This window comes from Cryobacterium sp. 10C3, assembly GCF_034314285.1.
Taxonomy (GTDB): Bacteria; Actinomycetota; Actinomycetes; order Actinomycetales; family Microbacteriaceae; genus Cryobacterium; species Cryobacterium glucosi.
The window spans coordinates 1-25,597 of sequence record NZ_JAVIWF010000001.1; the positions used below are offsets into that span (position 1 = coordinate 1).

Below are 25,597 nucleotides of genomic sequence, written 5' to 3' on the forward strand. Positions count from 1 at the left end.
GAGCGTGGGTCAGTAACGGCGAAGTTTAAAACGCCGACGGATTTCCTGGGCTGGGGTTGTTGGTCTGGGAAAATTGCTTATGAGCGATTTTGATGGTTTGTTTCCCGCGACAGAACTCGAACATGTTGACCTGGTCATGGACGACGGAGTCGAGGCTGGCGCCGGCGTGAACAAGCGGTTCCGGGCGTTCGAGCCGGCGGCCGTGATGTTGGTTCCACCGTCTTTGGATGAGTGGCTGCCGCAGAACCACCTCTCTCGTTTCATCGCCGACATCGTCGAAACTCAAATTGACCTGAAGAAGTTCTACGCGTCCTACGCGAAGTCGAAGGGCCAGCCGCCTTATGACCCTCGGCTGATGGTCCGCGTGCTGCTTTACGGGTATTGCGTCGGGGTTCGCTCGTCACGGGAGTTGGAGCGGGTCTGTGTGGACGTGGTCGCTTTTCGTTGGTTGGCCGCGCAGCAGGCACCGGATTTTCGCTCGATCGCCCGGTTCCGGAAACGGCACCTCGCGAGCCTGGGGAACGTGTTTTTGCAGGCGTTGGAACTGTGTCGTGCGGCTGGGATGGTGTCGCTGGGGCAGGTCGCGTTGGACGGCACCAAGGTCCGGGCGAACGCGTCCAGGCGCAAAGCGATGAGTTACGCCCGGTTGACGGAGAAGCAGAAAGTCCTCGCCGATGAAGTCTCCGCCCTCCTGGCGGACGCCGATGCGATCGATGAGGCCGAGGATGCCCGGTTCGGGAAAGACAAACGCGGTGATGAGTTGCCGCCGGAGCTCGCGAGGCGGGAATCACGCCTCGTGAAACTGGCCGAGGCGCGCGCCGCTTTGGAGGCGGACGCGGCCGCCCGGGCGCGGAAAGAGGCCGAGAAGAAAGCCCGGGATAAGGGCGATGACGACGATGCTGTCACGGCGAAGGGTGAGGATGCGGCCGAGAACGCGGTCGTGAATCCGAAGGCTCAACGCAACTTCACCGACCCGGACGCGCGGATCATGAAGACCGCTGACGGGTCCTTCCATTACGCCTACAACGCGCAGGCCATCGTGGATGCGGATCATCAGATCATCGTCGCGACGACGCTGACGAATATTGGCGTGGATGTTGAACAGGTCGTGCCCCTGGTCGAGAAACTCCACACCACGACGGGCGTTCTGCCCCGGCAGGTCCTCGCCGATGCCGGGTATTGTTCAGCCGCGAACCTGGACTACGCCAAGACCATTGAGACGGCCAGCGACGGCGGGACCGAGTTCTTCATCGCGACCGGCCGGGTCAAGCATGGCGAACGTGTTCCCGAGGTTCCTCGGGGCCGGATCCCCGCCGATGCGACGCTCCGGGAACGCATGGCCCGGAAGTTGAAGACGAAGAAAGGCCGCGCCGTTTACGCCAGGCGCAAAGCGATCGTGGAGCCCGTGTTCGGTCAAATCCACACGAGGCAAGGAAAATTCCTGCTGCTGCGCGGGTTGGAGCAAGCAGCCCACGAGTGGGACCTGATCGCCGCCTGCCACAACCTAATGAAACTCCACACCCTGCAAACCAAAGCCCGCCTCGCCACGCAAAGCACTCCCCACCCGGCAACCTAAAGACCAGGCAAGACCGCCCTGACGGGCGACAGCGATCCTGCCCTGCGTCGTCAACACGGCCGTGGCCCTATTTTCGATCGGCACGCGAACGGATACAGAGCCCCAGCCCACGACGATCGCGTCGGCAACGCCCCAACCCAACCCGACGACATCGGAGGCATTCATTGGCATCAAAGCCGAATAGGCGTTACTGACTCACGCTCCTAGAGCCAAAGCCAGTTGTCTTTTGGACATCTGGTCGCTCTTCCAACACCCGATCACCAATTCGGAGCAGACTCATGGCATGGACTACCTCATTACGCCGAACTGTCCCAAGTGCGACGAGCCTATGCTGGCAGTCGACGATAACTGGTGGTGTGTAGATTGCCCCAAGGCTGTGCGTCCCGACGAATGACTCTTCGGGTGACCAGTAGGACTCAGGTTCCGGACCCGGCGCAGGTGGCGGATTTCCGCCACCTCGAATGTCTTCTACCATGATGTCGCCGCGCACTCCCATAATCGGCGCGATAGCCCTTGTCCTCATCCCTTGCGCGTGAAGCTCGGCAACGAGTTTCTGCAGTGTGTCCCGTTCTAGCCGCATCGGGGGATCCCTACGTCAAGGTGAATGGGGCCAGGGTGAGTTAGGCGGCTAGTTTTGGCTCGTCTTCTTGTGCTTCGGCTGGCTTGTTGATCCAGGCCGCGTTGGGGGTGGCGAGGATTTTGGGATCGACGCTGGTACTGAAGCGTTCCGAGCCCGGGCTTGGGCCAGGGTCGCGGACCTCTTGGCGGCTTTGCCGGTTGCGAGCCCGTAGTGGACGTCGGCGGGCGTGTTCAGGCCGATGCCGGTGTGGCGGTGGGTGTGGTTGTAACCCTCGACGAAGGTGTCTATGAAACGTCTCGCGTCGCCGCCCTGCGTGTCAGGGTGAGTTGAGGCCAGTAGCTCAGAGCAAGTCCGCTGTGTGACGTAGGGCGAGAATCAGGAAGTTTCGATCATGTCCAGCCCGTCTTCGATCGTCGTGCGCGACGATAGTGCGATGAGTAAAGAACAGCAGTCTCGGCCTGCGTGCGGGTGGTCCGACAGCCAGGCGGTCGTTCAGGCCCGTGCAGAAGCTTGATCATTTGGCCGCGTATGAGGACGCGATGACTCGGAACGGGAGCGGGGCGTATCTGCGGGAGCAGGGCATCTATTCCTCGCAGATCACCGAGTGGCGCAAGCTCCGCGACGCGGGCGTGCTGCAGGGCAAAAAGGCGGGGGAGAGGATCGGCCGGCTCACGCCCGAGCAGGCCGAGATCGCCCGGCTTCGCCGGCAGCTCGATGTGACCGAACGGCGTCTGCCCACGACCGGGGTGGCGTTGGAGATCATGTCAAAAATGCACGAGCTACTCGAAAATTTGTCGAAGAGCTCGCGGGACGAAACACCGCAGACGAAACCGTGATGACCACCTACCGTGCCCTGACCCGCCGGGGAGTGTCCACCCGGACCGCCGCGGTCCTGGCGGGGTTGCCGCGGTCGACGGCGACCCGGGCGCCGCGCACCCTGGCCCGCGGTCCGGCGTTGGTGCCGGCGAACAAGCTCGGTGTCCTCGAGCGGGGCCGGATCCTGGCGGTGGTGAATTCGCCCCGGTTCGTGGACTTGCCGCCGATCCAGATCACCCACGGCCCGGCCTGCTAACCAACGACCTGCGTCCACGGCGCCTCGCATTGCACCTCACCCAGACCGCAGTAGCACTCGAGCTGAGCGCCTGGCCCAAAGCCATCTCGCGGATTGAACGCGGCGCCACCCAAGATCGAGTCCTTTCTGAGCGCTACCGCACATGGCTCAGCAAACAACCGAAAGTCAGCGCTTGACAACAATAGGAGCATCAAATTCCGGACTCACGCTACCAACAAGCGCTACTCGCCAAGATGGCACGAATACAGGTGAGGGCTTTCACATGAGTGTGGAGGTGCAGTCCCGAGAGCCTTTTTCCGGAGTGGTCTGAGAAAATTACTACTAGATAGTTTCACTGTCGGATAGTTATACTCTCCGTATGCGAATGGCTGAGTTCAGCACCACCAGCGGCATCCCGGTGGCGACCATCAAGTACTACCTACGCGAAAAACTGCTGCCTGCGGGCGAGAGTGAGACGGCTAACCAGGCCAGCTACGGGGCCGTTCACCTGGATCGTCTGCGTCTCATCCGCGCGCTCATCGACGTCGGCGGGCTCAGCGTGGCATCCGCCCGCAGCGTGCTCGAAGCCATTGACTCGGATGCCTCGCTGCCCGAAGCCTTCAAGGTGGCGCAGCGCTCTGTGTCGGCGGCCATCGAGCCGGGTGACCTTGACCCGGCGGATCTCGCCAGCATCGACGCGCTGCTCGAGGGCTGGCACGTCTCACCGGAGAACCCCGGGCGTCTCGCCGCAGCACGAGTGCTCTCCGCCTTCCGCGGAGTCGGGCAGGCGGATGAGCGGGGCTGGTACGCCCGCTACGCCGAGGCCGCCCTACTCATCGCCACCGCCGACCTCGATGAGATCCAGTCGCGACCCGACCGCGCAGCCAAGGCCGAAACCGTCGTTGTGGGCACCGTACTCGGCGATGCCCTGATCTCCGGGCTGCGCCGTGCGGCCCAGGAGCACGTCACATCCCAGCGATATTCCTGAAGAAGAAATGACCACCATGACCCGCACGCTCAACGCGTCCCCCGCCTCCGTCCTCACTCGCTTCGGTGGGCACCGACCACTGCTCTGGCTCGCCCTCGCCATGGTCGCCCTCTCCGTGATTGCCCTCGTCGGGCTGGTAGTGGACCCCCGTACGATCACGGGGATGCCGCTCTGGGAGAAGCCACTCAAGTTCTCCCTCTCAATACTGATTTACAGCGTCACGCTGTCCTGGCTGCTCGGCCAGCTTCCGCGTCGCCGCCGACTCGCTTGGTGGGCCGGCACGGTGACCGCTGCCTTCCTCGCCGTGGAGATAATGGCCATCGACGGGGCCGCTGTCGCCGACACAACGAGCCACTTCAACGTGTCGACACCGTTCTCGACGGCAATCTGGGGCACGATGGCGGTGTCGATCGTGATCGTCTGGGCCGCAACCATCCTCGTGGCCGTATTGCTGTTTCGCGCCGATCTTGGTGACCCCGCTCGCAGCTTCGCCATCCGGTCCGGCCTCATCGTCGCGGTGATCGGCATGGGGCTCGCGTTCTTGATGACGAGCCCAACCGCCGCCCAACTGTCACACTTCCAGGGGATTGCTGGCGCCCACACTGTGGGCCTCCCCGATGGGGGCCTCGGTCTGCCGCTGCTCGGTTGGAGCACTGTTGCGGGCGACCTGCGTATCCCGCACTTTGTCGGGATGCACGCCATGCAGGTGATCCCCGTCGCAGCGCTGCTCCTCGAGCTGGGCTCTCGCCGCGTCTTGGCCCTGTGCGATTCCGCCACCAGGCTCGGCATTCTCGTGGTGATCGCGGCGCTCTATCTCGGTGTCATCGCGGTGCTCACAGTTCAGGCGCTGTCCGGCGAATCGATCGTGCATCCGGATACCGCCATCGCGACAGTCTCGACCGCGCTGTTCCTCGCCGCTGCGGCGGCCTGCGCGGTAATCGTGGTGCGCAGAAAACACCTCACAACCGGCACGGAGGGCAGCTAGGTGACTACCTCGGACGCTGGGCTGTAATATCCGAAACGAGGAACGCCAGACTTATCCTCACTACGGAGTTTCGGTAATAGTAGAACGAAAACGTTCGAGAAGGGCAGCAGGATTATTAGGCGAGTTGCGGTTTTCGGCCGATGCTTGCTTGGTTGAGATGGCCGTAGATGGTTCCTCTTACTGACGCGCTCGTGAGCGCCTCGATTCAGATGACACGGGGCGAGCACGGGAGCGGCGAGTCCGTGTCGGCACGAGAGCCGAAAAGTTAACAGTGAAGTCCGTTATCTGTTTTCACACTAAAGGTCAGCCTTGGGCTGGTCAGCCGCCACGACCGTTGTCTTCTGGTCGTGCCTGATCCCGGCACCTCTTGAGGAACGCGATCTCGGCAGTGTTTTCTGCGAGGCTGATCGCTGCGTCGTAAGCGTCGCGGGATGCCATGGGCCGACCCAGCCGACGCAACAGGTGCGCGCGAGCGGCGTGGTGGGCGTGGTATCCCGAGAGCGCCGATTTGATTTCGTCGATGAGCGCGCGTCCCACCTCTGCGCTGTCACGCTCGCCCGGTTGAGCCGCACAATCGGCGAGCCGTCGAGCCTGACGCGACCACCTGCGTCCAGTCCGTCGCGTCGCCGTCGGTGTGCACGGCGTTGATCGCCGCGAGAAGCTGGTACCGGCCAGGCGCGTCCTTGGAGGCCAATCGCTCACGGACGAGCGCGTGTCCTTCGGATATCTGATCCACATCCCACAGGTTCACCCAACGGGATCAGCTCACCCGCCGATGACACCCTTGCCGGACGGCGCGCGTCGGTGAGCAGCAGCATCCCGAGCATCCCGGTCACCTCACCGTCATCGGGCAGCAGGCCGTGCAGCAACCGACTGGGGCTACTCGCCACACTTCTGCAACGTCATCGCATGAATACCAAAATCTTTGGTAATGTGCTCGATCGTCACGCCAGGCTCACGGCCACGCGCGACAGCGACAACATCTTCACGGAACTCTTTCGGATAAGGCTTAGGCACAACAACATCCTTTGAGGCCACCCCGCAAGGCAAGCCAACTCAGATGTCACCTAACCGTGCAGCAGACCTATCTACCTTTCGTTCATTGAATGAAGCCGAGCCGCCTCGGCGTTAGAAATCACCGTCACGGATCCGTGGCGTGCGTCCCGTGGTAACTCCAGCCGGGCAGCCGCCCAATCCCACCCGTCCACGGAAGTCATTGCTTGATAGCCGTCCTCGAGGAATGGGTCGAACAGCATGACGAGACGGCCACCGCTTTCAAAAACCGTGGGGCCTTCGACAAATGACGGGCTTCCAAAGCGCACGCCGGTTCCTTCCGGCCGTCCATCTGGGCTCAGTGCCCAGATGAGGAGATCTTTTCGGACTTGGGGTGTCTCGTTGGTTCCACTTTCATCTTTGGCGACCAAAAAGCCCGACGAGTCGGGTCGTTTGAACACGGTCGCGTCGATCAACGAGAACCCTGGATCGAGGTAGATCGTCGATTCGGTGTAGGAGCGGAAGTCGCGCGTTTTGCAGCTCCAGATGGAGTGGTACTGCTCGCTGGCCAGCCAGTCGACGCCAGCGTCGGGTTCCGGTCCCACCGAGGACGACCAGATGATGTTGATCGTTCCGTCGCGGTCAGAGAAGAACTCAGGCGCCCAGGCGTTCTTCGCGCCGGCAATTTTCGACATCACAGGGATGGCCTCAAAATCGACCCACTCGAGAAGGTCGGCGCTCGTGGCGTGGACGATGCTCGTGCTTGCCCAGCCGTTCGAGGCTAGGAGGTGGAAGAGCCCGTCGGATGCGCGCCCGATGAAGGGATCGCGGAGAGTCCGTTCCCCGATCGGACTGCTAACGATAGAACCGCCGCCTGCGACGGGCTCGAATACGATGCCATCCCAGCTGAGGGAAAGGTGCAGGGATTCATCCTGAGTTGTGAAGTACGAGAACAAGTAAGGCATCAGCCGACCGTCTTCGTCACGAGATAAACCCGCGCAGCAGGCTCATCACCCGACCCCGTGATGAGAAGCCGCCTGTTCTTCAACTCCACCGTCCACGGACGACCGATTTCCGGCGGCGGGAAAACCTGCTCGACGGTCGCGCCGTCATCGACTCCGATCTCGAGAACGACAGCGGGATCTGCACCACTCTGGCGCCAAACGATGACGACGATCTCGCCGCTTTCCGCGTTGTCGAAAGCGACGGTCGTCCGTGGTTCGCCCCACCGAGCCATGCCGGTCGGATACCTGACAATAGAGCTTGACTGGATTTTGATCAGACGCTTGTGAACGGAGACTCCCGCGGCGACGAGGTCCAGCTGCCGGTCGTCCATTCGACTCAGCACCCCAGCCAAATAAAGACGCCCCGCAAGACCGTTGGCAATCGTAAAACAGATCATCTCGTCGGTCATATCCGCTTGGGGATATGACCAATTACCGGCTTGCTCGGGCAGGATGTGCGCCAGAGCGCCCACCGCAATGCTCGGGTAAAGAAGTGGATTCGGTTGATCCGACGTTGACTGGATGTGTACGTTCTCGAGTATCCCGAAGTCGGACCTCATCCCGCCCGAGGCGCAGTTTTCGATGAGAACTTCCGGATGGCGCTGCCGAAGCCGGGCGAGCCAAGCTACGTGAGCCCGCGCATTTTCTAATAATCCACCGCCAGCGCTGCCGCCATCTCCGTCGGGCCCAGGAGAGAGCATGGAGTTGTAATCGAACTTGAAAAAGCAGACTCCGAGCTTGACGACCAGTCGGTCCAAGACCCGGTCGAGATGGCTTGTAGCGGCGGAACTCCGGAAATCCAAGTAGAAGCGGCCGCGATCGCGGATCCGGCCACCGAATCGGTGGAGAAAAGCCTCCTCGGGAAGTTCGATGGCTGCGTCACTCGTTTCACCGACGACTTCCGGTTCCAACCAAAGCCCTGGTTTCATGCCGCGCGCCCGGATAGCGTCCAGGGTGGTCGAAATCCCGCGCGGAAAGCGGGAGAGGGAAGGGTTCCAGTCCCCGACCGAATCAGCCCAACCCTCTCCGTTATCGGCCCATCCGGCGTCGATACAGAAATAGTCGGCCCCAACACGTGCGGCGCTTTCAATGAGAGGGAGTAACTTCTCTTCCGTGGGGTCTCCCTCGAGAGTTCCCATGAAATCGTTATAGATAACCGGATATTCAGGGGCACCGCCTCGCATTCGGCGCCAGGCGCGTCGTATTTCAGTGAGCCCAGCGAGGGCATCTTCCACGCTCTGCCCGACGCCGACGCTCACCGTGACCGACTCGAATGCGTCTCCTTGTACCAGCAGATGCGTCCATTGATGAAAGTCGTCAGTCGGCCCACTGACGACCAAGTACGCACCGTCGTCGATGTCCCGGCGCACGATCTGGCCGATCGGTTCAGGTTCCATAAATCGCGGAAGCGCCGATCGGTCCCAGGCTCGCTCCCCCACTTCCCATCGCCACGGGCTGGGGCTATCCACTTGCCAGGCGAGAGCGCGCACCGAGTTCACGGCAACCGCAGCGGGCGCGAAAGAGCCGGACGACCACGTCCCGAAGCTGGTGGCTGATGTGAATCCGCGCCGATATTCGGCAGGGTCATGAGGGGCTATGAGTTGAGCAGCTGGGTCCCGAAGGGGCACGACCTCCCAGCGGTTCTCCGCCGACCAACTGCTCCGGGCACGCCAAATTCTTTAAGCTAGTCAAGTCATCCGATAGGATCGCGCCGGTGGCGAAGCTCGATACCGCGGCGATTCGTATCGCCGGTCGCCCTGGTTCAAGGCTGACAACGCTCCGGGTGCGAAAGGCGGCCGCTCCTTCGACGGTTTCGAAGATAGTCACGACGATCAGCCCGATCACATCATCATGTTGCTCGACGATCAGACGGAGTGTATCCGCGTCTCGCTCCTCGCTATGAGTTCGGTATCGAAGGCGTGCCCCCAGGGCGGTCTTGTCCATACGGTTGGGGGTGTCAGTCAACCCGAGACTGGGGATCAAGATTTCGACCAGCGATTGCTTCGGCGTCCTCGTGGGGCGTCGGCGACGCCCCGCACGATGTCCTCGAGGACGACGGGTTGATCCATTCCGTGAGTCAGCCGGAGACGAAGTAGGCCGTTGCCCCACTCGAGTACCGTGCCCTCATGGGTGAGCTGCTCGGCGATCATGCTTTCACCGCCCCCGAGGTCAATCCCTCAACGACGTTTCGCTGAAGGAGAAGGAATATCACGAGAAGGGGGCAACCCCGAGGAGCGCTGCTGGGAAGAGAACAGTCGGTTCCACCGATTTCGGATCCACCAACGCGTACGCGTTTGCCATCACTGTGCGACTTCCGGTGTCCTGAAGAAACACGAATGGGATCAGAAGGTCGTTCCAAATGTTCAGCGTCATGAAGGTCGCGAGTGTCGCTGTGACAGGCCGAAGCAAGGGAAGCAATATCGAGAAGAAACTGCGCAGGGGCCCCGCCCCGTCGAGGGCCGCTGCCTCCTCCAGCTCGAGGGGGATCTGACGGAAGAAGCTGGTGAAGAAGAAGATCGCCAGCGGGAGATTCAACGCCGTGTAGATGAAGACGACTCCGAGGTGGGTATTGAGCAGTCCCAGGTCGCGGATGAGCAAGTACAGAGGGGCGAGCAACACGAAAATCGGAATGGATGTTCCGAGCAGAAAGGACCGATAGACGGCGCTCGTCCATGGGCGAGATATGCGCGCGAGCGGATAGCTCGCCATTGCGCCGATCACGATCGTGAGGGCCGTGGATCCGAGAACCACTATGACCGTGTTCAATACGCTAATGCCGTAGTCCAGCTTGGTGAAAGTGTCTGTGATATTCGAGAACGTCAGATGCGTCGGGATGGCGATGGCATTCGATGCGACGTCTTTCGCCGGTCTGAACGCGACTGACAACGTCAGAACGAACGGAAGCATCAGCGCAACGATGGCGAAGGTCAGCCCGATGTTGGAAAGGATTTGCGCGGGAGAAACGCGCAACCGCGACCCAGCGCCCCCGCGCTTCTTCGATGAGTGAGCTACGAGATTCATGACATCCGCCTTTCGCGAAGCTGGAGGGCCCTGTTGATGCTGGCGGTGATAATGACGACGACCAACAACAAGAGGACTGAGATCGAGACGGCGTAGGCGAACTGGTTGCCGCCGGAGAACACTTTCTGAAATATGACAAGCGATAGGGTCTGAGTCGAGTTAGCCGGACCACCGTTGGTGAGTACCAGCGGAAATTCGAAGACCCGAAGCGAGCCGATGAGGGACAGCGTCGTGTTCACGGTCAGCGATGGTGCAAGAAGTGGCCATTCAATTAGGGCGAACCGTTTCCACCCAACCGCACCATCCATCTGGGCCGCGTCGATGATGTCGCCCGGCATCGATAGGTACCCGGCCAGGAAGATCACCGCGGAGTAGCCAGCGAACATCCACACGTTCACTGCCGCGACCGACATTAACGCCGTGGAAGGGTCACCGAGCCAAATATGTTTCAACCCGCCCAGGCCGACCCCATCGAGCGTCCGATTGAGAAGCCCATCGGGAGCATAAATGTAGGAAAAGATGAATCCTGCGAGCACTGGGGCAACAAGGGTCGGCAGCAGCATCACGATGCTGAGAGCACGCCGCCACCTCGGCCGACTGAATATCGCCCGTGCGAGCGCGACACCCAACACTGTCTGAATCACGACAACGACGACCGCGTAAATGATCGTATTTTTGAACGCTTCTAGCACGACGGGGTCGGTCAGTGCCTCCGCAAAGTTCTGCAGCCCGACGAAATTCGCCACCGGACCACCGCGCGAGTCCGTCAAGCTGAGGTAGGCCCCACGGATCAGGGGATAGATAATTAGCGCCCCATATATGACAATCGCCGGGGCAAGAAATCCAATGGCGGTGAGTTTTCGGTTCGCGAACAACGATGTTCCTCTTTCCGGCGGGAGGCGAGTTGTCTCGCCTCCCGCCTTCGATCATGGGTGCTTACTTGCTGGTGAGTGCTTTGCGGCCCAACGTGTCATAAGTAGCGAGCAGTTGCTGCTGTGTGGTCTGCCCCAACAACATCCCCTGGATCGCCTGCCCGAGCTGTGCCTCGTTTCCGTTGAGCCAGGTATTCCCGGGCAGAATCCGGTATTGGCCCGCGGCGTATGCGGCGTTGAAAGGCGCCGTCGCATCCGACTTTGGAGTAGTAACGGACTTGAACGCACTGATGGCATTTTCCGAATTCAGGAACGGCGCAGAGTGTCCGGTGGACCAGTAGTCGACGTATTCCTTTGCGACATTGTCGGCCTTGGAAGCGTTGTTCACCTGCCACATCACGCCTGCGAACAGAGTCGAGACTTGCTTGCCATCATCTGCGGGCCAGGGGAAGATTTGCGCATTGATGCCGGCCTGGAGAACGTCAGCCAGGTTCCATGCACCCTGAACCCAGAATGCACTCTTGCCGGCCTTGAAATCCTGAAGGCCCTGACTCCATTCGTCGGTGCCGAGCTCCGACTTCCAAGCTACGTAGCCTTGAGAGTCCAAGTCCACCAACTGCTTTGCGCTCGACGACCAATCGCGGTCGAAACTGGTCTTCCCCGCGATGAATTTCTGATCCCACGTGGGATCGTCGCGATAAACAAGCGTAGAGGCGATCTGCTGGAGCGTGGCCTGCGCCGTCCATGCCGACTTGTCGGGGAGAGAGAGGGGTGATGCCCGCAACCTTCAGCTTCGCCATGTCGTCAAGGAAGATGGACCGAGTGGTCGGGACTTCGGTAATGCCGACTTTCTTGAGCAAATCCATGTTCGCGTATGTGGTGATGCCGATCAGTTCGGTGGGAGCGGCATAGACCTTCCCATCGCTCCCTTCGGTGAAGGACTTCAGGTCCGGAAGCACGTCCGACGCCCACGACTGCTTTCCTAGATCGGCCAGATATCCGGAAGAAGCAAGCGTCTTGGTGCTTACAGGGTCGCCCATGAAGACATCTGGCGCATTGCCGGCGAGAAGCTCGGCTGAGAGCTTCTGCGTGTACGAGTCGCCAGCGGGCATGTAAGTGAAGTCGATCTTCACTCCAGGGTGAGACTTCTCGAAAGCGGCGTTGACCTCAGCAACCCCCGCCGGCTCGGTTCCACCGCCCTTCCAGGCAAGAACTTTCAAGGTCGACGATGCCGCCGGGCTTTGTCCCGTACTGCATCCGGAAAGAAGTCCGGATGTCACCACCGCGACGCCGACGAATGCGCCGAGCAAGCGCAAATTTTTGTACCTCATCATTGGGGTCCTCTCATAGGTACTTCAGGGTTCCTCGCTCGCGCACTTTGCGGGCGAAGTACCGGCTCTTGGCTAGCGGGAGTCGATCGCCATGCAGCCTGGGTAAGTAATTTTGTACATATACGGAACGTAATGTCAACGCTAACAATGAAATTGTTGTTAGCGCTGCCATCCTCTCTAGTAGAGTCTTTTTTAGATATCAGGCAGGAGTATGGACTATGGCGACGGACGCTCTGACCAGCGGGTTGATCTCCTCGGAGAGCCAAGCAGGAAACGGCCACGCGAGTCTTGCCGATGTTGCCCGGTTGGCGGGGGTTTCTGCTCAGACTGTTTCTCGCGTCGTCAATCGCAAAAACAACGTCGCGGAGCCGACTCTCACCCGAGTACGCGAAGCCCTCGACGCCCTCAGCTTCCAGCCAAACCGTATCGCCAGAAGCTTGGTGTTGAACAGGTCCGAATCAATCGGAGTGATCAACCTGGGCATTCCGATGAACGTGTCCCTCGGCCAAAGCCAGTTCGGCATCGGGCAGTCTGCCGAATCTGCCGGGATCGCAACGATCTTCGCCACAGTGCTCGAACCTGAGACGGGCCACGCGTCTGAAGACGCTGTCGCCCGAGCATTTGCATCGACTGCTTGGTCAGCGCGTTGAAGGAATCATCCTTGCGTCGCCGATGTCTCAACGCTACTCCGCGCCGCAGAAGATCGCCGCAACCCTTCCTGTCGTCGAGATGTCACGGAACCCCGCTGCGGGGATCTCGAGCGTGGGAACTGATGGCGTACATGGTGGCGTCCTCGCGGGTGAGCACCTCCTTGACCTCGGCCACCGTCGTATCGCCTTCGTCGACGGGCCTGCCGATGAGGGCTATGCCGGCGAAAGGCTGACGGGTATCGAAAGCGCCTTATATCAGCGAGGCCAGTCTCTCGAGCGGCACCTGCACGGCGACTTCAGCTCCGCGAGCGGCTACCGTGCGGGGCAAGAACTGATGCGGCATGTGGGCGTGACCGCGATCTTTTGTGCCAACGATCAGATGGCGCTTGGCGTCATGCACGCGTACTCGGATGCAGGTCTCTACGCGCCTCGCGACTTCAGCGTGGTCGGATTCGATGACATCCCCGACGCGCAGCATTTCACGCCTACGCTCACCACGATTCACCAGGATTTCATAGAAACTGGCGCGCAGGCGTTTCAGGAACTGGCGCGCCTGGTGGAGGGGGAACGGCCCCGCAACATCTCGCTCGAACCATCTCTAGTCATCCGGGGTTCCACCGGGCCGCCGCCGCCCTCTACCTCATGACAGGGTCTGCTGTCGATCTAGTTGACACCGTGGCCAAACCGGCAGCAGAACCTATAGGGACGGACGTAGTTCCTGCGGACGCACTGCGCGCTGTGTTAGCTCGTTCACCCATGATTTTTTACCGAGCCGATGAGTTTCTGGTCCGCCTTCGTTAGCCGGCTGATGTTGCCGATCAGGTCGAAAGCTTCACCGATCATCGTTGGCAGATCGTCGATGCTCACTGTCGATGCTCGATGAAGTACTTCAGCCGCAACCGCGGGGTCGACACCGTCGAGCTTCAGCAGCGCGAGAATCTCGCGGGCATCCTTCTGGCCCTTCTCCGAGAAATGGTGGTCAAGGAGTGCCGCCATCTTGGTGGCGATGTGAGCTTCGAGTCGCAGCAGTGTCCACTTTTCGAACGAGAGCTCGTCGGGGTATTCGGCGAGTACTTCGACTTTGAGGCGTAGCTTGCCGCCGAGTTGGGATTCGTACGGGAGGTAGATGTCGAGGTGCACGTTGTCGATCGTCGCGCGCAGTTTTCGCCCCTGGTGGTTGTTGCTGGGGGAGAGGTCCGCCATCAACTGCTCGAGTTTGTGGCGACTGTCCTGCGAGGTGATCAGGTCAATGTCGAGGCTGATCTCCCCGCCGACGCGCACGAATGCCGCCCAGCCGCCGATGAGGATCGACGGCTCGAGGTCATGACCGAGTCGGTCGACCAGAGCACGGATAACTCCGTGCTCGTCTTCGTAGAGGTTAGGCACTGGTTCGCTGCTCCCAATCCGCGTCCGCGAATAGCTTGGCCTTCAGCGCACGGGTGAACTCTGCTGCCTGCCAGCCCGGGCTTGCCCATAGATCGGCGTAGGTCTGCGCGAGGCTGGCGTATCCGGACTTCCAGGTGCGTGCGGCCAGTGGATCTTCGCTGAGGATGATCACCTCGTCTCCCACAGGAAAGTCGGCTTGGGACAGCGCGCGGGCTGTGTAGACGATGCGCCGGCCGAGATCGGCGACGGTGTTGCGTCCGCCGAGATGGTGCACCGCGGCGCTGCTGCCGCTGAGCGCGTAGGCCTCTTCGACGTCGTCGAGCAACGTTTGGGCGGCGGGAAGGGTGGTTGAGACCATGGTGTCAGCACGCAAGTTGCGGTGAGCCGCGAAGGCTTCGAGGAGCTTCTCGGGCGAGACGACGGTGTAGCCGCGACGCGAGTTTGGGCGGACGGCACCGATGTCGACGAGTCGCCCGAGAGCTTGATGAGTGGTCGACGGCGCGACCGACGATGCTTCAGCGATGTCCCCGATGCTGTTCCAGTCTCGCCGGCCGTCCAGCGCGGCGTCGGCCAGAAGTGCGCCAGACTATCTCCACATTCTTCATAGCATCATGCTCGCAGGTTTTACATAAATATGGAAACATGTATCTGTATTTATATGGATACTGGGATGTATCTGCTTGCCCACACTTTGCCCACACTCGTGGGCAAACGACCTAGATCGTATGCAGCTGTAGTCATCAAAAACCCTTGACTTTCCGGGGTGTTTGGGCCACTCCCGCTCGGCGATTGGGACGTTTTTAGGGTTCGAGTCCCTCCAGGGGCACTTTGGAAAAGTGTTGGTCAGCTGCGCTATTTACCAAGAATCCAGCCGCTTTCGAGCCTCCATTGCCCACCGCTGAGCGGCATGGACCCTCAATTGCGGTAACTGTGGTCGGGCTTTCCGCATCTAGGTAGAAAGGGGCCGCATTCCTTCGGGGGTGCGGCCCGTTCTCACTAAGCTTGAAGGCCAGCCGGTAAGAAGCAACCGTTAGGGTTGCGTCCTCTCGAGTGGTGTAGTTCCCGGGTTTCGAGCGTTGGATTAACAACGGTTGCGTCCTCTCGAGTGGTGTAGTTCCCGGGTTTCGATCGTTGGATTCACAACGTAGGAAACCACCGTGCGATGGTCAGTGAGAACCGTTCAAAGTTCCTCACAGAAAGACACGTCACACGACCCTTCTATGGTTGAAGTCAAGCAGTAAGGGTCGCCAGTGAGCGATAGATGCTGCGGGCGATGAATCGTTTGAGGCAGCGGTGGATCTCTCGCCGGGTCTTGCCTTCGGCGGTTCTTCTGTCAACGTAGCTTTTCGTCGTGGGGTCGGTGATCATGCGGCAGCGGGCGATGATGTGGAGCGCTCGGTTCAGTTGACGGTCGCCGTGGCGGTTGAGGCGATGCCGGGTCGTATTTCCCGATGATGCCGGAATTGGGCTAACGCCCGCCAACGCCGCGAAGGCGGCTTCCGAGCGCACTCTGCCTTGGTGGGAATAAGCGGTCAGGATGATAGCGGCCGTGAACGGTCCGACACCGGGGATGTCCTGGATGCCTGGAGCGAGTTCGTCGACGTGCTTTGACAGGGCCGCGTGATTCGTTTCCAACTCGCGAGTGCGCTGGTGGATCGCGGAGGCGAGCCTGCGGGCTTCAGATCGGGCGACGGCAGCGGCAGTGTCATCGCTGGAGCGATCGCGCCATGCGGCGATGATGTCGACTTGAGTGTTGGTCAGGGGTGCGCGGACGTCGAGGCCCAGGTTGATTATCCGCAGGAGCGCGTTGCGGTCGCTGCGGTCGCTGGTGCGTTGGGAATCGATACTGTGTCTCGCGACGAGCAGAACTCGAAGGGCGCTGCGAAGCCCGTCGGCGCGCGGCAGAATCAGCGCGGTTGCATCGGTGCCAAGCGCGGTGCGGGCGGCAGCCACGGCATCGATTTGGTCGGTTTTGCCGTGACCATCCCGGGCCTGCCGTTTGGGTGGTTTGACCTCGCAGACGCGGATCCCCGCGGTGGTGAGAGCGCGAGTCACGGTGGCTCCGTAGGAGCCGGTGCCCTCGACAGCGGCAAGCTGCTGCCCATCCGAGCGTCGCTCAATCCATGCGATCGCGCGGGCGGTGCCAGCGTCGGTGGTGGGAAATGAAGCGGTGTCAATGACTGCGCCAGTAGCGGCAGCGACGACTGCGTAGGTGTGCGTTTTGGCGTGGGTATCCACGCCGATGACGTATTTGTATGTGTCAGCCACGGTGCTCACGAAGTGTCTTCTTACGGTAAATGGTTCGTTATCCGGGCCTGGGAGAATCGTCGCGAGGCAGATCTCTAATGAGTCACACCCCCGCCGGAGCGTGGGTGGACAACCTTCTATGAAGCCATCGAAACGGGTCAGGCCGGCACCGACCTAGCCCAGCGGACAGGTCGTGTGAAAGCCACCGCTTGCGCGGGACAGATGGCTCTTGAGTCACGTTGGGAAAGGCCGATACCAGCTTGCCAGCCAGCCCCAGGCCAGCTACTAACCATTAGAGACGGCTCTAGACCAGTCTGCCCTGCTCGCGCTCCTCTCGGAACTCAAGCTCACCAACGTCACCGATCGAATCCGGATGGTGACCGAAACGCTCTATCAAGAACTCATCGACGCGGAGGCCACCGCCCACATCGGTGCCGACCGGTTCGAACGCTCCGATGAGCGCACCACCCAGCGCAACGGGACCCGCCCGCGCGTCTTGACGACGACGGCCGGGGACCTCAACCTGAAGATCCCCAAGCTGCGCCAGGGGTCGTTCTTCCCTGCCTGGTCTTGACCCCCGAGAGTGGACACGGGTTAAGCGGCGAGTTGGATCTCTGCAACCTGTGATGAGAATTGCATCTCGAAGTCCACCGGGGTGACATGCTCGATCGAGGAGTGCCGCCGACGGTTGTAACGGTCCTCGATCCACGCCGCGACGTCTTGGATCGTCGTCGAGTCCAATCCGCGGGGGACGCGTCCAATGCGAAGATGTCGGCTTCCAAAACTGACATAATAACCATTATCGGTCATATTGGGTGTTATTTTACCTGTGATATTACCCGTTGATACACTAGTGATTCTTGCTATCGGGTGTGTGATGCGGAAGAATTGTGGGTATGAGCATCCCTGTCTCCGCTGCGCAGCCGGGTCATCGCGCGTACGAGGACTCTGTGCGGCTGGATACCGGCGGGATTGTCACGGGTCTCCGCGAGCTCCTCGGTGCCCAGCTCGTCGCTTATCTGGGCCGGGTGTCGAACACGCGCTCTGTTCGTGAATGGGCGGACGGTTCCCGTGCACCTGGCGCGGACGTCGTCCAGCGGTTGCGTACCTCTTTTTATGTGGCCGGCATTTTGAGTGAACGAGAGAGCGCGACGATTGTCCAGGCGTGGTTCCAAGGGGTGAATCCGGAGTTGGGTGACAAGTCTCCGGCGGCCTTGTTGCGTGGTGAGCCGTTGGTTGTAGTCGGGCCGATCGTGGTCGCTGCGGCACGGTCGTTCATTGCTCACGGGTAGGTGCCGATGTCGACGCGGGTGCCTGGCGGGCTATTGGCCTTGTCTGGTGATGAAGTCGGCCATGCCGGGCACGGTGAATGCGACGAAACCGCGTTCGGGCGTGTAGATGTGTCCGCTCCGTATCAAGTCTCGGCGATTGACGGAGAGGTCCGTAGTGCGTTTCTTCCGCAAACGGGTCACGAGTTCGGCCATTGATGAGGGGGCGTCGTTGTCGGTGGCCATTGCGGACATGAAGGCCCGCTGTGTCGGGGTAGCCCGCTCCCATCTCGATTGGTAGAGACCCTGCTCGACCTCAGTTCGCGCTGACTCGATGCCGATTTGGGCGTCTTGAAGAGTAATGGTGTCCGTGGCTCGCACGGCCCAGACATGGCTTCCGCAGGCTTGGATGAAGTAGGGGTATCCCCCGGTTGCTGTCGCCGCTGCATCCAGGGCGTCAGGCTCCCAGTCGACTCCGTTGGCTCGGGTCGGGGCGGTGAGGGCGTCAGAGGTTGCGGCGGTGTCGAGCAACCCGATCTGGCGATAGTCATAGAGGCGTTCCGCGTAGCTGGTTGCATCGGCGAGCACGGCAGGCAGGGACGGCAACCCTGCTCCAACGAAGACGACGGGGACGGGGAAGACATCTTGGCCGAGATTGTGCAGGGCCACGTTGAGCGCAGCGAGGTCCTCGAATGAGGCTTCTTGGAGCTCGTCGACGGCCAGCAAAATGACCGTGTTGGCCTCACGCGCAGCGAGGCCAATGGTTTCTAAGAGCTCTTGGAGATCGACGGCGAGATCGCCGCTATCAGCCACGCCAGGCTCAGGTTCGACGTCGACAGTGAAGGAGTAGGTCCCTGACGGGTCGACACGCACTTGGAAGGAACGCAGCACGCTGGCGGCCTTGGACCAGAGCGCTTTTGCGCGGTCAGAGCTTGAGAGGATTCGTCGAAGTGCGAGGTGGAGTTCCTTGGCCAACGCGACGGCCAGCGGCTTACTGCTCGAGGCTTCGACCTTCACAAAAACCAGCTTGAGTTCGGCTGCATCGCGTCCGAGCTGGTTGAGCAAGACGGTCTTCCCCACTCCGCGGAGCCCGGAGAGGATCCAGGGTCGTTCCCCCTCCCCCGTTTCCCGCGCCTGGTAGAGCCGGTTGCGGAATTCACGGAGTAGATCTGACCGGCCGGCAAGGACCGGTGGCACCCGTCCCGCGCCGGGCTTGAAAGGGTTCGTCGCAAGTTCCATGACTAAAACAATATAGCGCTGAGTAAACGAATCGTTTACTCGGTCATAGAAGGCCTTATAAAATAGCGCACGGGCGAGAAAAAACGCTTCGGGAAGCTCGACGGAATCCGCCAATGGGTCGTGTCCTTCTTCGACACCCTCACGGGAAAACTCACCCTCGAGGACCACGGTGGACGCACCGTCCCCGGCGTCTATTCCCGCGTTGCCGGTCGCCTCCTCGCCCTTGCCGCAGGAATCTGGCACAACTGGCTCCTCGGAACCCCAACAAACGATGCCTCACCGCATACGACCAGATCTTTCGCGTGAGAGAAACGCTGAACGCGCCGTCTTTGCGTAGGTCACGAGAAGGCCTGCAGCCGGCAGGTTCCGAGCTGTAGTCGGCGAGTATTCCGCCGATCGTGACCGCCGATCTGACCGAGAATCGATGTCACCTGTGAGTGCCGGCGAGGGCGTGCATGCGTCAGGGCCGACCTCGTGTGAGGCCGGCCCTGATGCCGTTGGATGCTGCAGCGGTTATGGGATTATTTGGTGAGCGGTGCGAGTTTCGGGTCGTTCGCGTAGGCCTCTGCCGCGTTGGCCTTGGTCACGATGACGGGCGGGAGCAGGTAGGCGGGAACGACCTTCTTTCCGTTGTCGTAGGACTTGGTGTCGTTGACCTCGGGGGTTTCGCCCTTCTGGAGCTTCTGGGCCATGGTGATCGCTTGGGTGACGAGCACGCGAGTGTCCTTGTTGATTGTTGAGTACTGTTCGCCCGCCATGATCGACTTGACTGACTCCGCTTCAGAGTCCTGACCCGTGACCACAGGAATGGGCTTACCGGAGGACTTCACCGAGGTGATGATTGCCCGTGCGAGCGTGTCGTTGGGTGAGAGAACTCCATCGATCGTCTTGGTTCCGTAGGTGCTGGTCAGGAGAGAGTCCATCCGGCTCTGCGCGTTCTCGGCCTTCCAAGCCGCAGTCGCCGTCTGCTTGATGTCGACCTGGCCCGAGCCGACGACGAGGGTGCCGTCATCGATCTTTGGCTGGAGGACGCTCATCGCGCCCTTGAAGAAGACTGCTGAGTTGGCGTCGTCGGAGGAGCCTGAGAACAGTTCGATGTTGTACGGGCCGCTCGCCTTTTTGGCCTTGAGCCCATCGATCAGTGCCTGGCCCTGGAGGGCGCCCACCTTGAAGTTGTCGTAGGCGACGTAGTAGTCCACGTCGGCGGTGTTCAGGATGAGCCGGTCGTAGGCGATCACGATCGCGCCGGCGTCGTGGGCTGCCTTGACCTGGGTGCTGAGCTGGCCGCCGTCGGCCGCGCCGATGATGATCACCTTGGCGCCCTTGGTGACCATCGCGGAGATCTGGTCTTGCTGGTCCTTGACCGTGGTGGACGCGCCCGCATACTGCACGTCCCCTGTGAAGCCCGCAGACTTGAGACCGTCTTCGAAGAGTCCGCCAGCGAGGACCCAGTTCTCCGACGTCTTTGACGGAAGGGCGACTCCGATCAACGAGTCAGCGGCGAAGCCGGCCGCTGCAGCCGTCGATCCGCTGCTCGTGTCGCTCCGGGTGGAACACCCGGAGAGTGCCATCAGTGCCACCGCGGCTATTGCTGTGGTCGCGAGGAGTTTTTTCATGTGTGTTTCGCTTTCTTCTCAGTGGTGTTGGGCAGGGTGGTGAAGGTGTGGGGAGAGGGCGCGGCCGAGGTCACGACGACAGGGTCGCCGTGGGCCTCGCGGTGTCTGGTGTTCCAGATCCGGGCACAACGAGGGGTGGTTCGGGCGGGAACTCATTTGTCTTGCGGTTGCGGGTGAGGAGTCCAATGATTGATGGTCGGCCTTGGCTCTTGTTCAAGACGTCCACTCCCACTGCGACCAGGAGTACGAGGCCCTTGATGATCTGTACGCGGTCCGCGCCGACACCAAGCAGTTGCAGGCCGTTGTTAAGCACAGCCATCACGAGCCCACCGACGATGGAACCGGTCACGGTGCCGATGCCGCCGGACACGGCGGCGCCTCCGATGAAGACCGCGGCGATCGCGTCGAGTTCCCAGCTGAGGCCGTCCTGTGGACCAGAGGCGACCGAGCGGGCTACGAAGATCATCCCGGCCAGGGCCGCGAGGATCGACATGTTCATCATGACGAGAAAGTTGACCCGGCGGGACTTGACGCCGGAGAGTTCGGCCGCGAGCTTGTTTCCGCCGACGGCGTAGATGTGGCGTCCGAAGATCGTGTTCTTCGTCACGAAGGCGTAGAACAACACGAGTACTCCGAGGATGATTCCTGAAACGGGGAAGCTCGTTCCGGTGCGCCCACCCGCGAACAGTACCGTCGCATATACGACGACGCTGCTGAGGAGTACGACCTTTACCGCGCTCACCCAGAGTGGGGCGGGGCTAGAGCCCATGATCCGCTGCACCTTTCGGCTGCGCCACTCAGACATGACCACGGCGATCACGATGATCAGTCCGAGCAGAAGCGTGAGGTTGTTGTACCCCGTGTACGGGCCCACCTCCGGGAGATATCCGGCACCGATGACGGTGAAGCCTTCTGGGACGGGGACCGTGTTCGCGTTGCCGATGAGTTGGTTACCGCCTCGGAATATGAGCATCCCGGCGAGGGTGACGATGAAGGCCGGCACGCCGATATAGGCAACCCAGAAACCTTGCCACGCCCCAATTAGGGCACCAACGACGAGGCCGAACACGATGGCAACCGGCCAAGGGAAGTGCCAGTCCTGCATTGAGGTCGCCACGACGATGCCGGCGAAAGCCGCAACGGACCCGACAGAGAGGTCAATGTGGCCCGCGATGATGACCATCACCATGCCGATCGCGAGGATCAGGATGTAGGAATACTGGCTAACGAGGTTGATCAGGTTGCCCGAAGACAGTGTCAGGCCGTGCGTCAGGTATTGGAACAGCACGATGATCGCGATCAGGCTGAACAGGATCCCGAACTGGCGCAGACTGGACCTGCCGCCGCCGAACATTCTCCGCAGGTCGCGGATCCCGCCGCTCGTGTTCTTTTCGGTATTCAACTGCTGGCTCATTTGCTGTAGGCCTTCTTTCGGGCGCTGGTCATGCTCTTCATCAGGGTTTCGGGGTCGGCCTCCGCCGCGAGGATGCAATTGGTGATTGCTCCCTCGAAGACCGTGTAAATGCGGTCGGCGAGGCCCAGCAGCTCGGGCAGCTCCGAGGAGATGAGCACCACTCCCTTACCCTGGGAGGCCAGTTTCTGGATGATGCCGTAAATCTCGTACTTCGCGCCGACATCGATGCCCCGGGTCGGCTCGTCGAGGATCAAAAGGTCCGGATCGGTGAACATCCACTTAGCCAGCACGACTTTCTGCTGGTTGCCGCCCGAGAGCTTGTTCACACCCGCGTCCACGCTCGACGTTTTGATTCGTAGGCTCGTGCGGAAGCTTTCCGCGATTGCGTATTCCTTCTCGTCGTTGACAACAGGCCCGCGGGAGATCTTAGACAGCTTCGCGGACACGATCGACCGTTTCACGTCATCGAGCAGGTTCAAACCCAACGCCTTGCGATCCTCACTCACGTAGGCAAGACCGTGGTCAATGGCATCCGAAACGCTGCGGAGCTCGATTTCCACGCCGTCCTTGAATAGGCGGCCTGACAAGTAGTTGCCGTAGGAGCGGCCGAAGATACTCATCGCAAGCTCCGTTCGCCCGGCACCCATCAGGCCGGCAATGCCGACAATCTCGCCCCGGCGAACAGTAAGGCTCGAGTTCTTCACGACCATCCGCTCGGGTACCTGCGGGTGTTGCACATTCCAGTCGCGTACCTCGAAGAACACCTCGCCAATGTCGGGGGTGTGCTCCGGGAACCGGCTTTCGAGGCTCCGGCCGACCATGCCACGAATGATTCGGTCCTCGTTGACGCCGTCGTTGACGACGTCGAGTGTTTCGATGGTCTTGCCGTCGCGAATGATGGTGATGGAATCGGCGACCTGCTCGATCTCGTTCAGCTTGTGCGAGATCATGATGGAACTGATGCCCTTGCCTTTGAGCCCCCGAATCAAGTCAAGGAGATGCTGAGAGTCCGCTTCGTTGAGGGCCGCCGTCGGCTCGTCCAGAATCAGGACCTTGACCGACTTGTTGAGCGCCTTGGCGATCTCAACCAATTGTTGTTTACCTACGCCGATGTTCTTGATCAGGGTGTCAGGGTCATCGCGCAGGCCGACCCGGGCAAGGAGCTCCAGAGCGGTCTTCTTGGCCTTGATCCAGTCGATGGCGCCCCATCTGGTGGGCTCATTGCCGAGGAAGATGTTCTCGGTGATCGAGAGTTCAGGGATGAGCGCGAGTTCCTGGTGGATAATCGCGATGCCAGCCGCCTCGCTGGAGCGAATGTCCTTGAAATGGACGTCCTTCCCCTGGAACACGATGTCTCCGCTGTAGGTGCCATACGGGTAAACGCCCGAGAGCACCTTCATCAGGGTCGACTTGCCCGCCCCGTTCTCACCGCAGATCGCATGGATCTCCCCCGCCGTCACCGTGAGCGACACATCGGACAACGCCTTAACCCCGGGAAACTCTTTCGTAATCGAGCGCATCTCCAGGATGACGGGCTCGCGCGCCGCACGCCGTTCAATGGACATTATTGTGCTCCTTGATTCAGGTGATCCTGATGACGTCCGGCGTTGGACGTGATCGACGAGTGAGGCGGCACCGGGCAGCGTCACGCTCGGGCAGCCGCCGGGAGTCGCAAAAACGCTCCCGGCCGACAGGTCGGCGACCGCCGGCGCGGTCCCTACTGCACAAGTTGAAGGCGGCGCCAAGCGGTGGAGGGCCATTGGCGAGATAGCGCCCTCAGCCAGACAACGACCAAAATGATCTGCGCCGAAAGAGCCGGGACCCGCAGCACGCTCCGCACATTCACGACAAGCGGCACCTGTGCCCACAATTCGACTCCTTTGTCCTACAGTGCTGACGCAAAAAATGGGTAGCAGAAAAAATCGCCGTTCCCGTGCCGGCAGCAAAAGAAGCCGACCGGTATATCGGTTGGTTCTTGCGTCGTCACTTCAAGTGTGAACGGTCACACCAACCGTGATCACCATACTCCCCGCACTGCATCGCCTGTCACGCCAGGATTGAAACGGATTGTCTCGTTTTGATAACCGTTTTGAAAACCGCAACGGGACGCGCGCTTCAGAACGAGGGCGATCCGGTTCAGCCCCGCTGGATGAGTGACGGGATGACTCGCTTCCGGAATTCGGCCTGATCGTTGCCAGAAAGATTGCTCACCTAGCGCGATGCCACGGCAAACCAGTTCCGCGAAATCTTGGCGCACAGTCGAACGAAGCCGACAACAAAACGACGACATGAAACCCGGGCCGGTTCAGTTCGACTACCTTAAACCTTCTACAACGGCCTCCTCCGCCACTTGAAACTCGGACACGTCACGTCAGTCGAACACGAACCATGCTTTGACAGAGCCCCGCCCTTGCCGAATTTGAGACCAGCCTGGGAATCTCGGCTATAGAGCTTGCCAGCCGGGTGTCCAAACGCCTCGCCTCGGACATTCCATCCACGTCCATGAGCCGAAACGACCTCGCACGGCGAGCCCGGCAGGAAGTCCCGCTCGGATTCGTTCGGGCAAAGTTGGGTGTCGGCGTCGCCGGGGCTCGGTGACCCGGCACTTATCGCTGCAGAGGCGTTCGGTGGACTTCTCGTTCCTATCGGGGGCTGGCGGCAGCGGAATTGTCTTGATCTGGTTCTCAAAGAGTTGGCGCGGCTGGAAGAAGTTGGTTGCGACGCTCGTTGGTTCGACTGCCACGACGCTCATCATCCTCCTTAGAGCGATTGGGAGCCATGGAGTCATTCGCGGACAAGCGCTCTTCGGCGCCCCGGTCGCTGTTGGCGAGTAGCCCTTGGCGGTACTGATAGTCCGGGCAGGTATTAACCACTTCTTCTGGGTAGTTGGTACTGCGTCCGGGTCTGCGGTCTCCTGATCGAAGTGGTGGCACGTCGGTGTCGCCGTTTCGAACTAGAACCGGGCCAGTGTGAGCAACTACCGAAACCATGGAGCTCCTCTTTGAAGGGCGCAGCTATAACGACATCGTCGAGGCAGCGGGGTGTTCGCGGCGGGACGTATCAGTGGTCAAGAAGACCGTCGCCCCGAGAGACCTCACGGCTGCGCTTGCGGAGCCAACGACCGAATCCGCCGTTCAGGCGAGGTTCCCGGACGAACGCCAACGCATGTTCGACGAGTATGAACCACCTGACTTCAAAGCAGTACTGCGGTCGATGAAAGCCAACCGGAACGTCACGTTGCAGCAGGCCTGGTGGAAGTACGTCGGCGTTGGCGGGTTGGGGAAGACATGCGGCTACTCGCAGTACTGCCATCTCATGGCGTGAGGCTAACGGTTGGGTCGCGGTGCCCGGGCCTGACGGTTGAGTGGGCTCGCTC

24 protein-coding genes and 3 pseudogenes are annotated in these 25,597 nt (G+C 60.9%); 10 read left to right on the top strand and 17 right to left on the bottom strand.

The window, feature by feature from the left end:
- Positions 1-136 precede the first annotated feature (136 nt).
- Positions 137-1,576, top strand: coding sequence for an IS1182 family transposase (locus RGU41_RS00005; protein WP_322135178.1), 1,440 nt, complete (start codon positions 137-139; stop codon positions 1,574-1,576).
- 620 nt (positions 1,577-2,196) lie between these two features.
- On the opposite strand, the pseudogene RGU41_RS00010 reads toward RGU41_RS00005, so the two are convergent.
- Positions 2,197-2,459 (bottom strand): annotated as a pseudogene (locus tag RGU41_RS00010) (IS3 family transposase); the annotation flags it as partial.
- Between the two features lie 236 nt (positions 2,460-2,695).
- On the opposite strand from RGU41_RS00010, the gene RGU41_RS00015 reads away from it, so the two are divergent.
- The 3 genes from RGU41_RS00015 (at position 2,696) to RGU41_RS00025 (ending at position 4,195) form a co-directional block, all read left to right on the top strand.
- Positions 2,696-2,992 (top strand): hypothetical protein, encoded by a 297-nt coding sequence (locus RGU41_RS00015; protein WP_322135089.1) that lies wholly within the window; start codon positions 2,696-2,698, stop codon positions 2,990-2,992.
- Positions 2,992-3,228 carry a hypothetical protein gene (locus RGU41_RS00020; protein WP_322135090.1) on the top strand — a complete coding sequence of 79 codons (237 nt, stop codon included), beginning with the start codon at positions 2,992-2,994 and terminating at the stop codon, positions 3,226-3,228. Before RGU41_RS00015 ends, RGU41_RS00020 begins: the two co-directional genes overlap by 1 nt.
- Positions 3,229-3,592: 364 nt before the next feature.
- Positions 3,593-4,195, top strand: coding sequence for a MerR family transcriptional regulator (locus RGU41_RS00025; RefSeq protein WP_322135091.1), 603 nt, complete (start codon positions 3,593-3,595; stop codon positions 4,193-4,195).
- Positions 4,196-5,727: 1,532 nt separating this feature from the next.
- Here the strand turns inward: RGU41_RS00025 and RGU41_RS00035 are convergent.
- The 9 genes from RGU41_RS00035 to RGU41_RS00075 form a co-directional block, all read right to left on the bottom strand.
- Entirely contained in the window at positions 5,728-5,916 is a 189-nt protein-coding gene (locus RGU41_RS00035; protein WP_322135184.1) for a hypothetical protein, read from the bottom strand.
- The gene (locus RGU41_RS00040) at positions 5,879-6,007 is read right to left on the bottom strand and encodes a hypothetical protein (protein WP_322135179.1); all 129 of its coding nucleotides are present in this window, start codon (positions 6,005-6,007) and stop codon (positions 5,879-5,881) included. Before RGU41_RS00040 ends, RGU41_RS00035 begins: the two co-directional genes overlap by 38 nt.
- A 52-nt stretch (positions 6,008-6,059) precedes the next feature.
- On the bottom strand, positions 6,060-6,197 hold the full coding sequence (locus RGU41_RS00045; RefSeq protein WP_322135093.1) for a hypothetical protein: 138 nt from the start codon (positions 6,195-6,197) through the stop codon (positions 6,060-6,062).
- Between the two features lie 71 nt (positions 6,198-6,268).
- On the bottom strand, positions 6,269-7,138 hold the full coding sequence (locus RGU41_RS00050) for a family 43 glycosylhydrolase (RefSeq protein ID WP_322135094.1): 870 nt from the start codon (positions 7,136-7,138) through the stop codon (positions 6,269-6,271).
- Complete coding sequence (locus RGU41_RS00055) at positions 7,138-8,574, bottom strand: glycoside hydrolase family 36 protein (RefSeq protein WP_322135095.1); 1,437 nt, start codon at positions 8,572-8,574, stop codon at positions 7,138-7,140. The genes RGU41_RS00050 and RGU41_RS00055 overlap by 1 nt, the downstream gene beginning before the upstream one ends.
- Positions 8,575-9,385: 811 nt before the next feature.
- Positions 9,386-10,198, bottom strand: coding sequence for a carbohydrate ABC transporter permease (locus tag RGU41_RS00060; RefSeq protein ID WP_322135096.1), 813 nt, complete (start codon positions 10,196-10,198; stop codon positions 9,386-9,388).
- A complete protein-coding gene (locus RGU41_RS00065; RefSeq protein ID WP_322135097.1) occupies positions 10,195-11,073 on the bottom strand; it encodes a sugar ABC transporter permease in 879 nt (292 codons plus the stop codon). Before RGU41_RS00065 ends, RGU41_RS00060 begins: the two co-directional genes overlap by 4 nt.
- A gap of 61 nt (positions 11,074-11,134) precedes the next feature.
- Positions 11,135-11,470, bottom strand: a complete 336-nt coding sequence (locus tag RGU41_RS00070; RefSeq protein ID WP_322135098.1) for a hypothetical protein — start codon at positions 11,468-11,470, stop codon at positions 11,135-11,137.
- An 82-nt stretch (positions 11,471-11,552) separates the two neighbouring features.
- On the bottom strand, positions 11,553-12,380 hold the full coding sequence (locus RGU41_RS00075) for an ABC transporter substrate-binding protein (protein ID WP_322135099.1): 828 nt from the start codon (positions 12,378-12,380) through the stop codon (positions 11,553-11,555).
- Between the two features lie 239 nt (positions 12,381-12,619).
- Here RGU41_RS00075 and RGU41_RS00080 point away from each other — a divergent pair, with 239 nt between their 5' ends.
- Together RGU41_RS00080 and RGU41_RS00085 are read left to right on the top strand one after the other, a co-directional pair.
- The gene (locus tag RGU41_RS00080; RefSeq protein WP_322135100.1) at positions 12,620-13,051 is read left to right on the top strand and encodes a helix-turn-helix transcriptional regulator; all 432 of its coding nucleotides are present in this window, start codon (positions 12,620-12,622) and stop codon (positions 13,049-13,051) included.
- Positions 13,052-13,073: 22 nt separating this feature from the next.
- Positions 13,074-13,697 (top strand): substrate-binding domain-containing protein, encoded by a 624-nt coding sequence (locus tag RGU41_RS00085; protein ID WP_322135101.1) that lies wholly within the window; start codon positions 13,074-13,076, stop codon positions 13,695-13,697.
- Positions 13,698-13,801: 104 nt separating this feature from the next.
- On the opposite strand, the gene RGU41_RS00090 is transcribed toward RGU41_RS00085, so the two are convergent.
- From RGU41_RS00090 to RGU41_RS00100, 3 genes are all read right to left on the bottom strand, one after another.
- Complete coding sequence (locus tag RGU41_RS00090; RefSeq protein ID WP_322135102.1) at positions 13,802-14,332, bottom strand: hypothetical protein; 531 nt, start codon at positions 14,330-14,332, stop codon at positions 13,802-13,804.
- Positions 14,333-14,429: 97 nt separating this feature from the next.
- Positions 14,430-14,795 (bottom strand): hypothetical protein, encoded by a 366-nt coding sequence (locus RGU41_RS00095; protein ID WP_322135103.1) that lies wholly within the window; start codon positions 14,793-14,795, stop codon positions 14,430-14,432.
- Between the two features lie 872 nt (positions 14,796-15,667).
- Positions 15,668-16,714: an IS110 family transposase gene (locus tag RGU41_RS00100; RefSeq protein ID WP_322135104.1), complete on the bottom strand. Its 1,047-nt coding sequence runs from the start codon at positions 16,712-16,714 to the stop codon at positions 15,668-15,670.
- 289 nt (positions 16,715-17,003) lie between these two features.
- Between RGU41_RS00100 and RGU41_RS00105 the strand changes: the two are divergent.
- Both RGU41_RS00105 and RGU41_RS00110 read left to right on the top strand, forming a co-directional pair.
- Positions 17,004-17,252: pseudogene (locus RGU41_RS00105) on the top strand (transposase); the annotation flags it as partial.
- A 328-nt stretch (positions 17,253-17,580) separates the two neighbouring features.
- Complete coding sequence (locus RGU41_RS00110) at positions 17,581-17,976, top strand: hypothetical protein (RefSeq protein WP_322135105.1); 396 nt, start codon at positions 17,581-17,583, stop codon at positions 17,974-17,976.
- A 30-nt stretch (positions 17,977-18,006) separates the two neighbouring features.
- Here RGU41_RS00110 and RGU41_RS00115 read toward each other — a convergent pair whose 3' ends face one another.
- Complete coding sequence (locus RGU41_RS00115; protein WP_322135180.1) at positions 18,007-19,191, bottom strand: ATP-binding protein; 1,185 nt, start codon at positions 19,189-19,191, stop codon at positions 18,007-18,009.
- A gap of 66 nt (positions 19,192-19,257) precedes the next feature.
- Between RGU41_RS00115 and RGU41_RS00120 the strand changes: the two are divergent.
- Positions 19,258-19,481, top strand: a pseudogene (locus RGU41_RS00120) (IS982 family transposase); the annotation flags it as partial.
- A gap of 231 nt (positions 19,482-19,712) precedes the next feature.
- Here RGU41_RS00120 and RGU41_RS00125 read toward each other — a convergent pair.
- From RGU41_RS00125 to mmsA, 3 genes are all read right to left on the bottom strand, one after another.
- Positions 19,713-20,807 carry a sugar-binding protein gene (locus RGU41_RS00125; protein WP_322135106.1) on the bottom strand — a complete coding sequence of 365 codons (1,095 nt, stop codon included), beginning with the start codon at positions 20,805-20,807 and terminating at the stop codon, positions 19,713-19,715.
- A gap of 70 nt (positions 20,808-20,877) precedes the next feature.
- Positions 20,878-22,221 (bottom strand): multiple monosaccharide ABC transporter permease, encoded by a 1,344-nt coding sequence (mmsB, locus tag RGU41_RS00130; RefSeq protein WP_322135107.1) that lies wholly within the window; start codon positions 22,219-22,221, stop codon positions 20,878-20,880.
- On the bottom strand, positions 22,218-23,786 hold the full coding sequence (gene mmsA, locus RGU41_RS00135) for a multiple monosaccharide ABC transporter ATP-binding protein (protein WP_322135108.1): 1,569 nt from the start codon (positions 23,784-23,786) through the stop codon (positions 22,218-22,220). The genes mmsB and mmsA overlap by 4 nt, the downstream gene beginning before the upstream one ends.
- 1,423 nt (positions 23,787-25,209) lie before the next feature.
- Between mmsA and RGU41_RS00140 the strand changes: the two genes are divergently transcribed.
- On the top strand, positions 25,210-25,545 hold the full coding sequence (locus tag RGU41_RS00140) for a hypothetical protein (RefSeq protein ID WP_322135109.1): 336 nt from the start codon (positions 25,210-25,212) through the stop codon (positions 25,543-25,545).
- Positions 25,546-25,597: the final 52 nt, after the last annotated feature.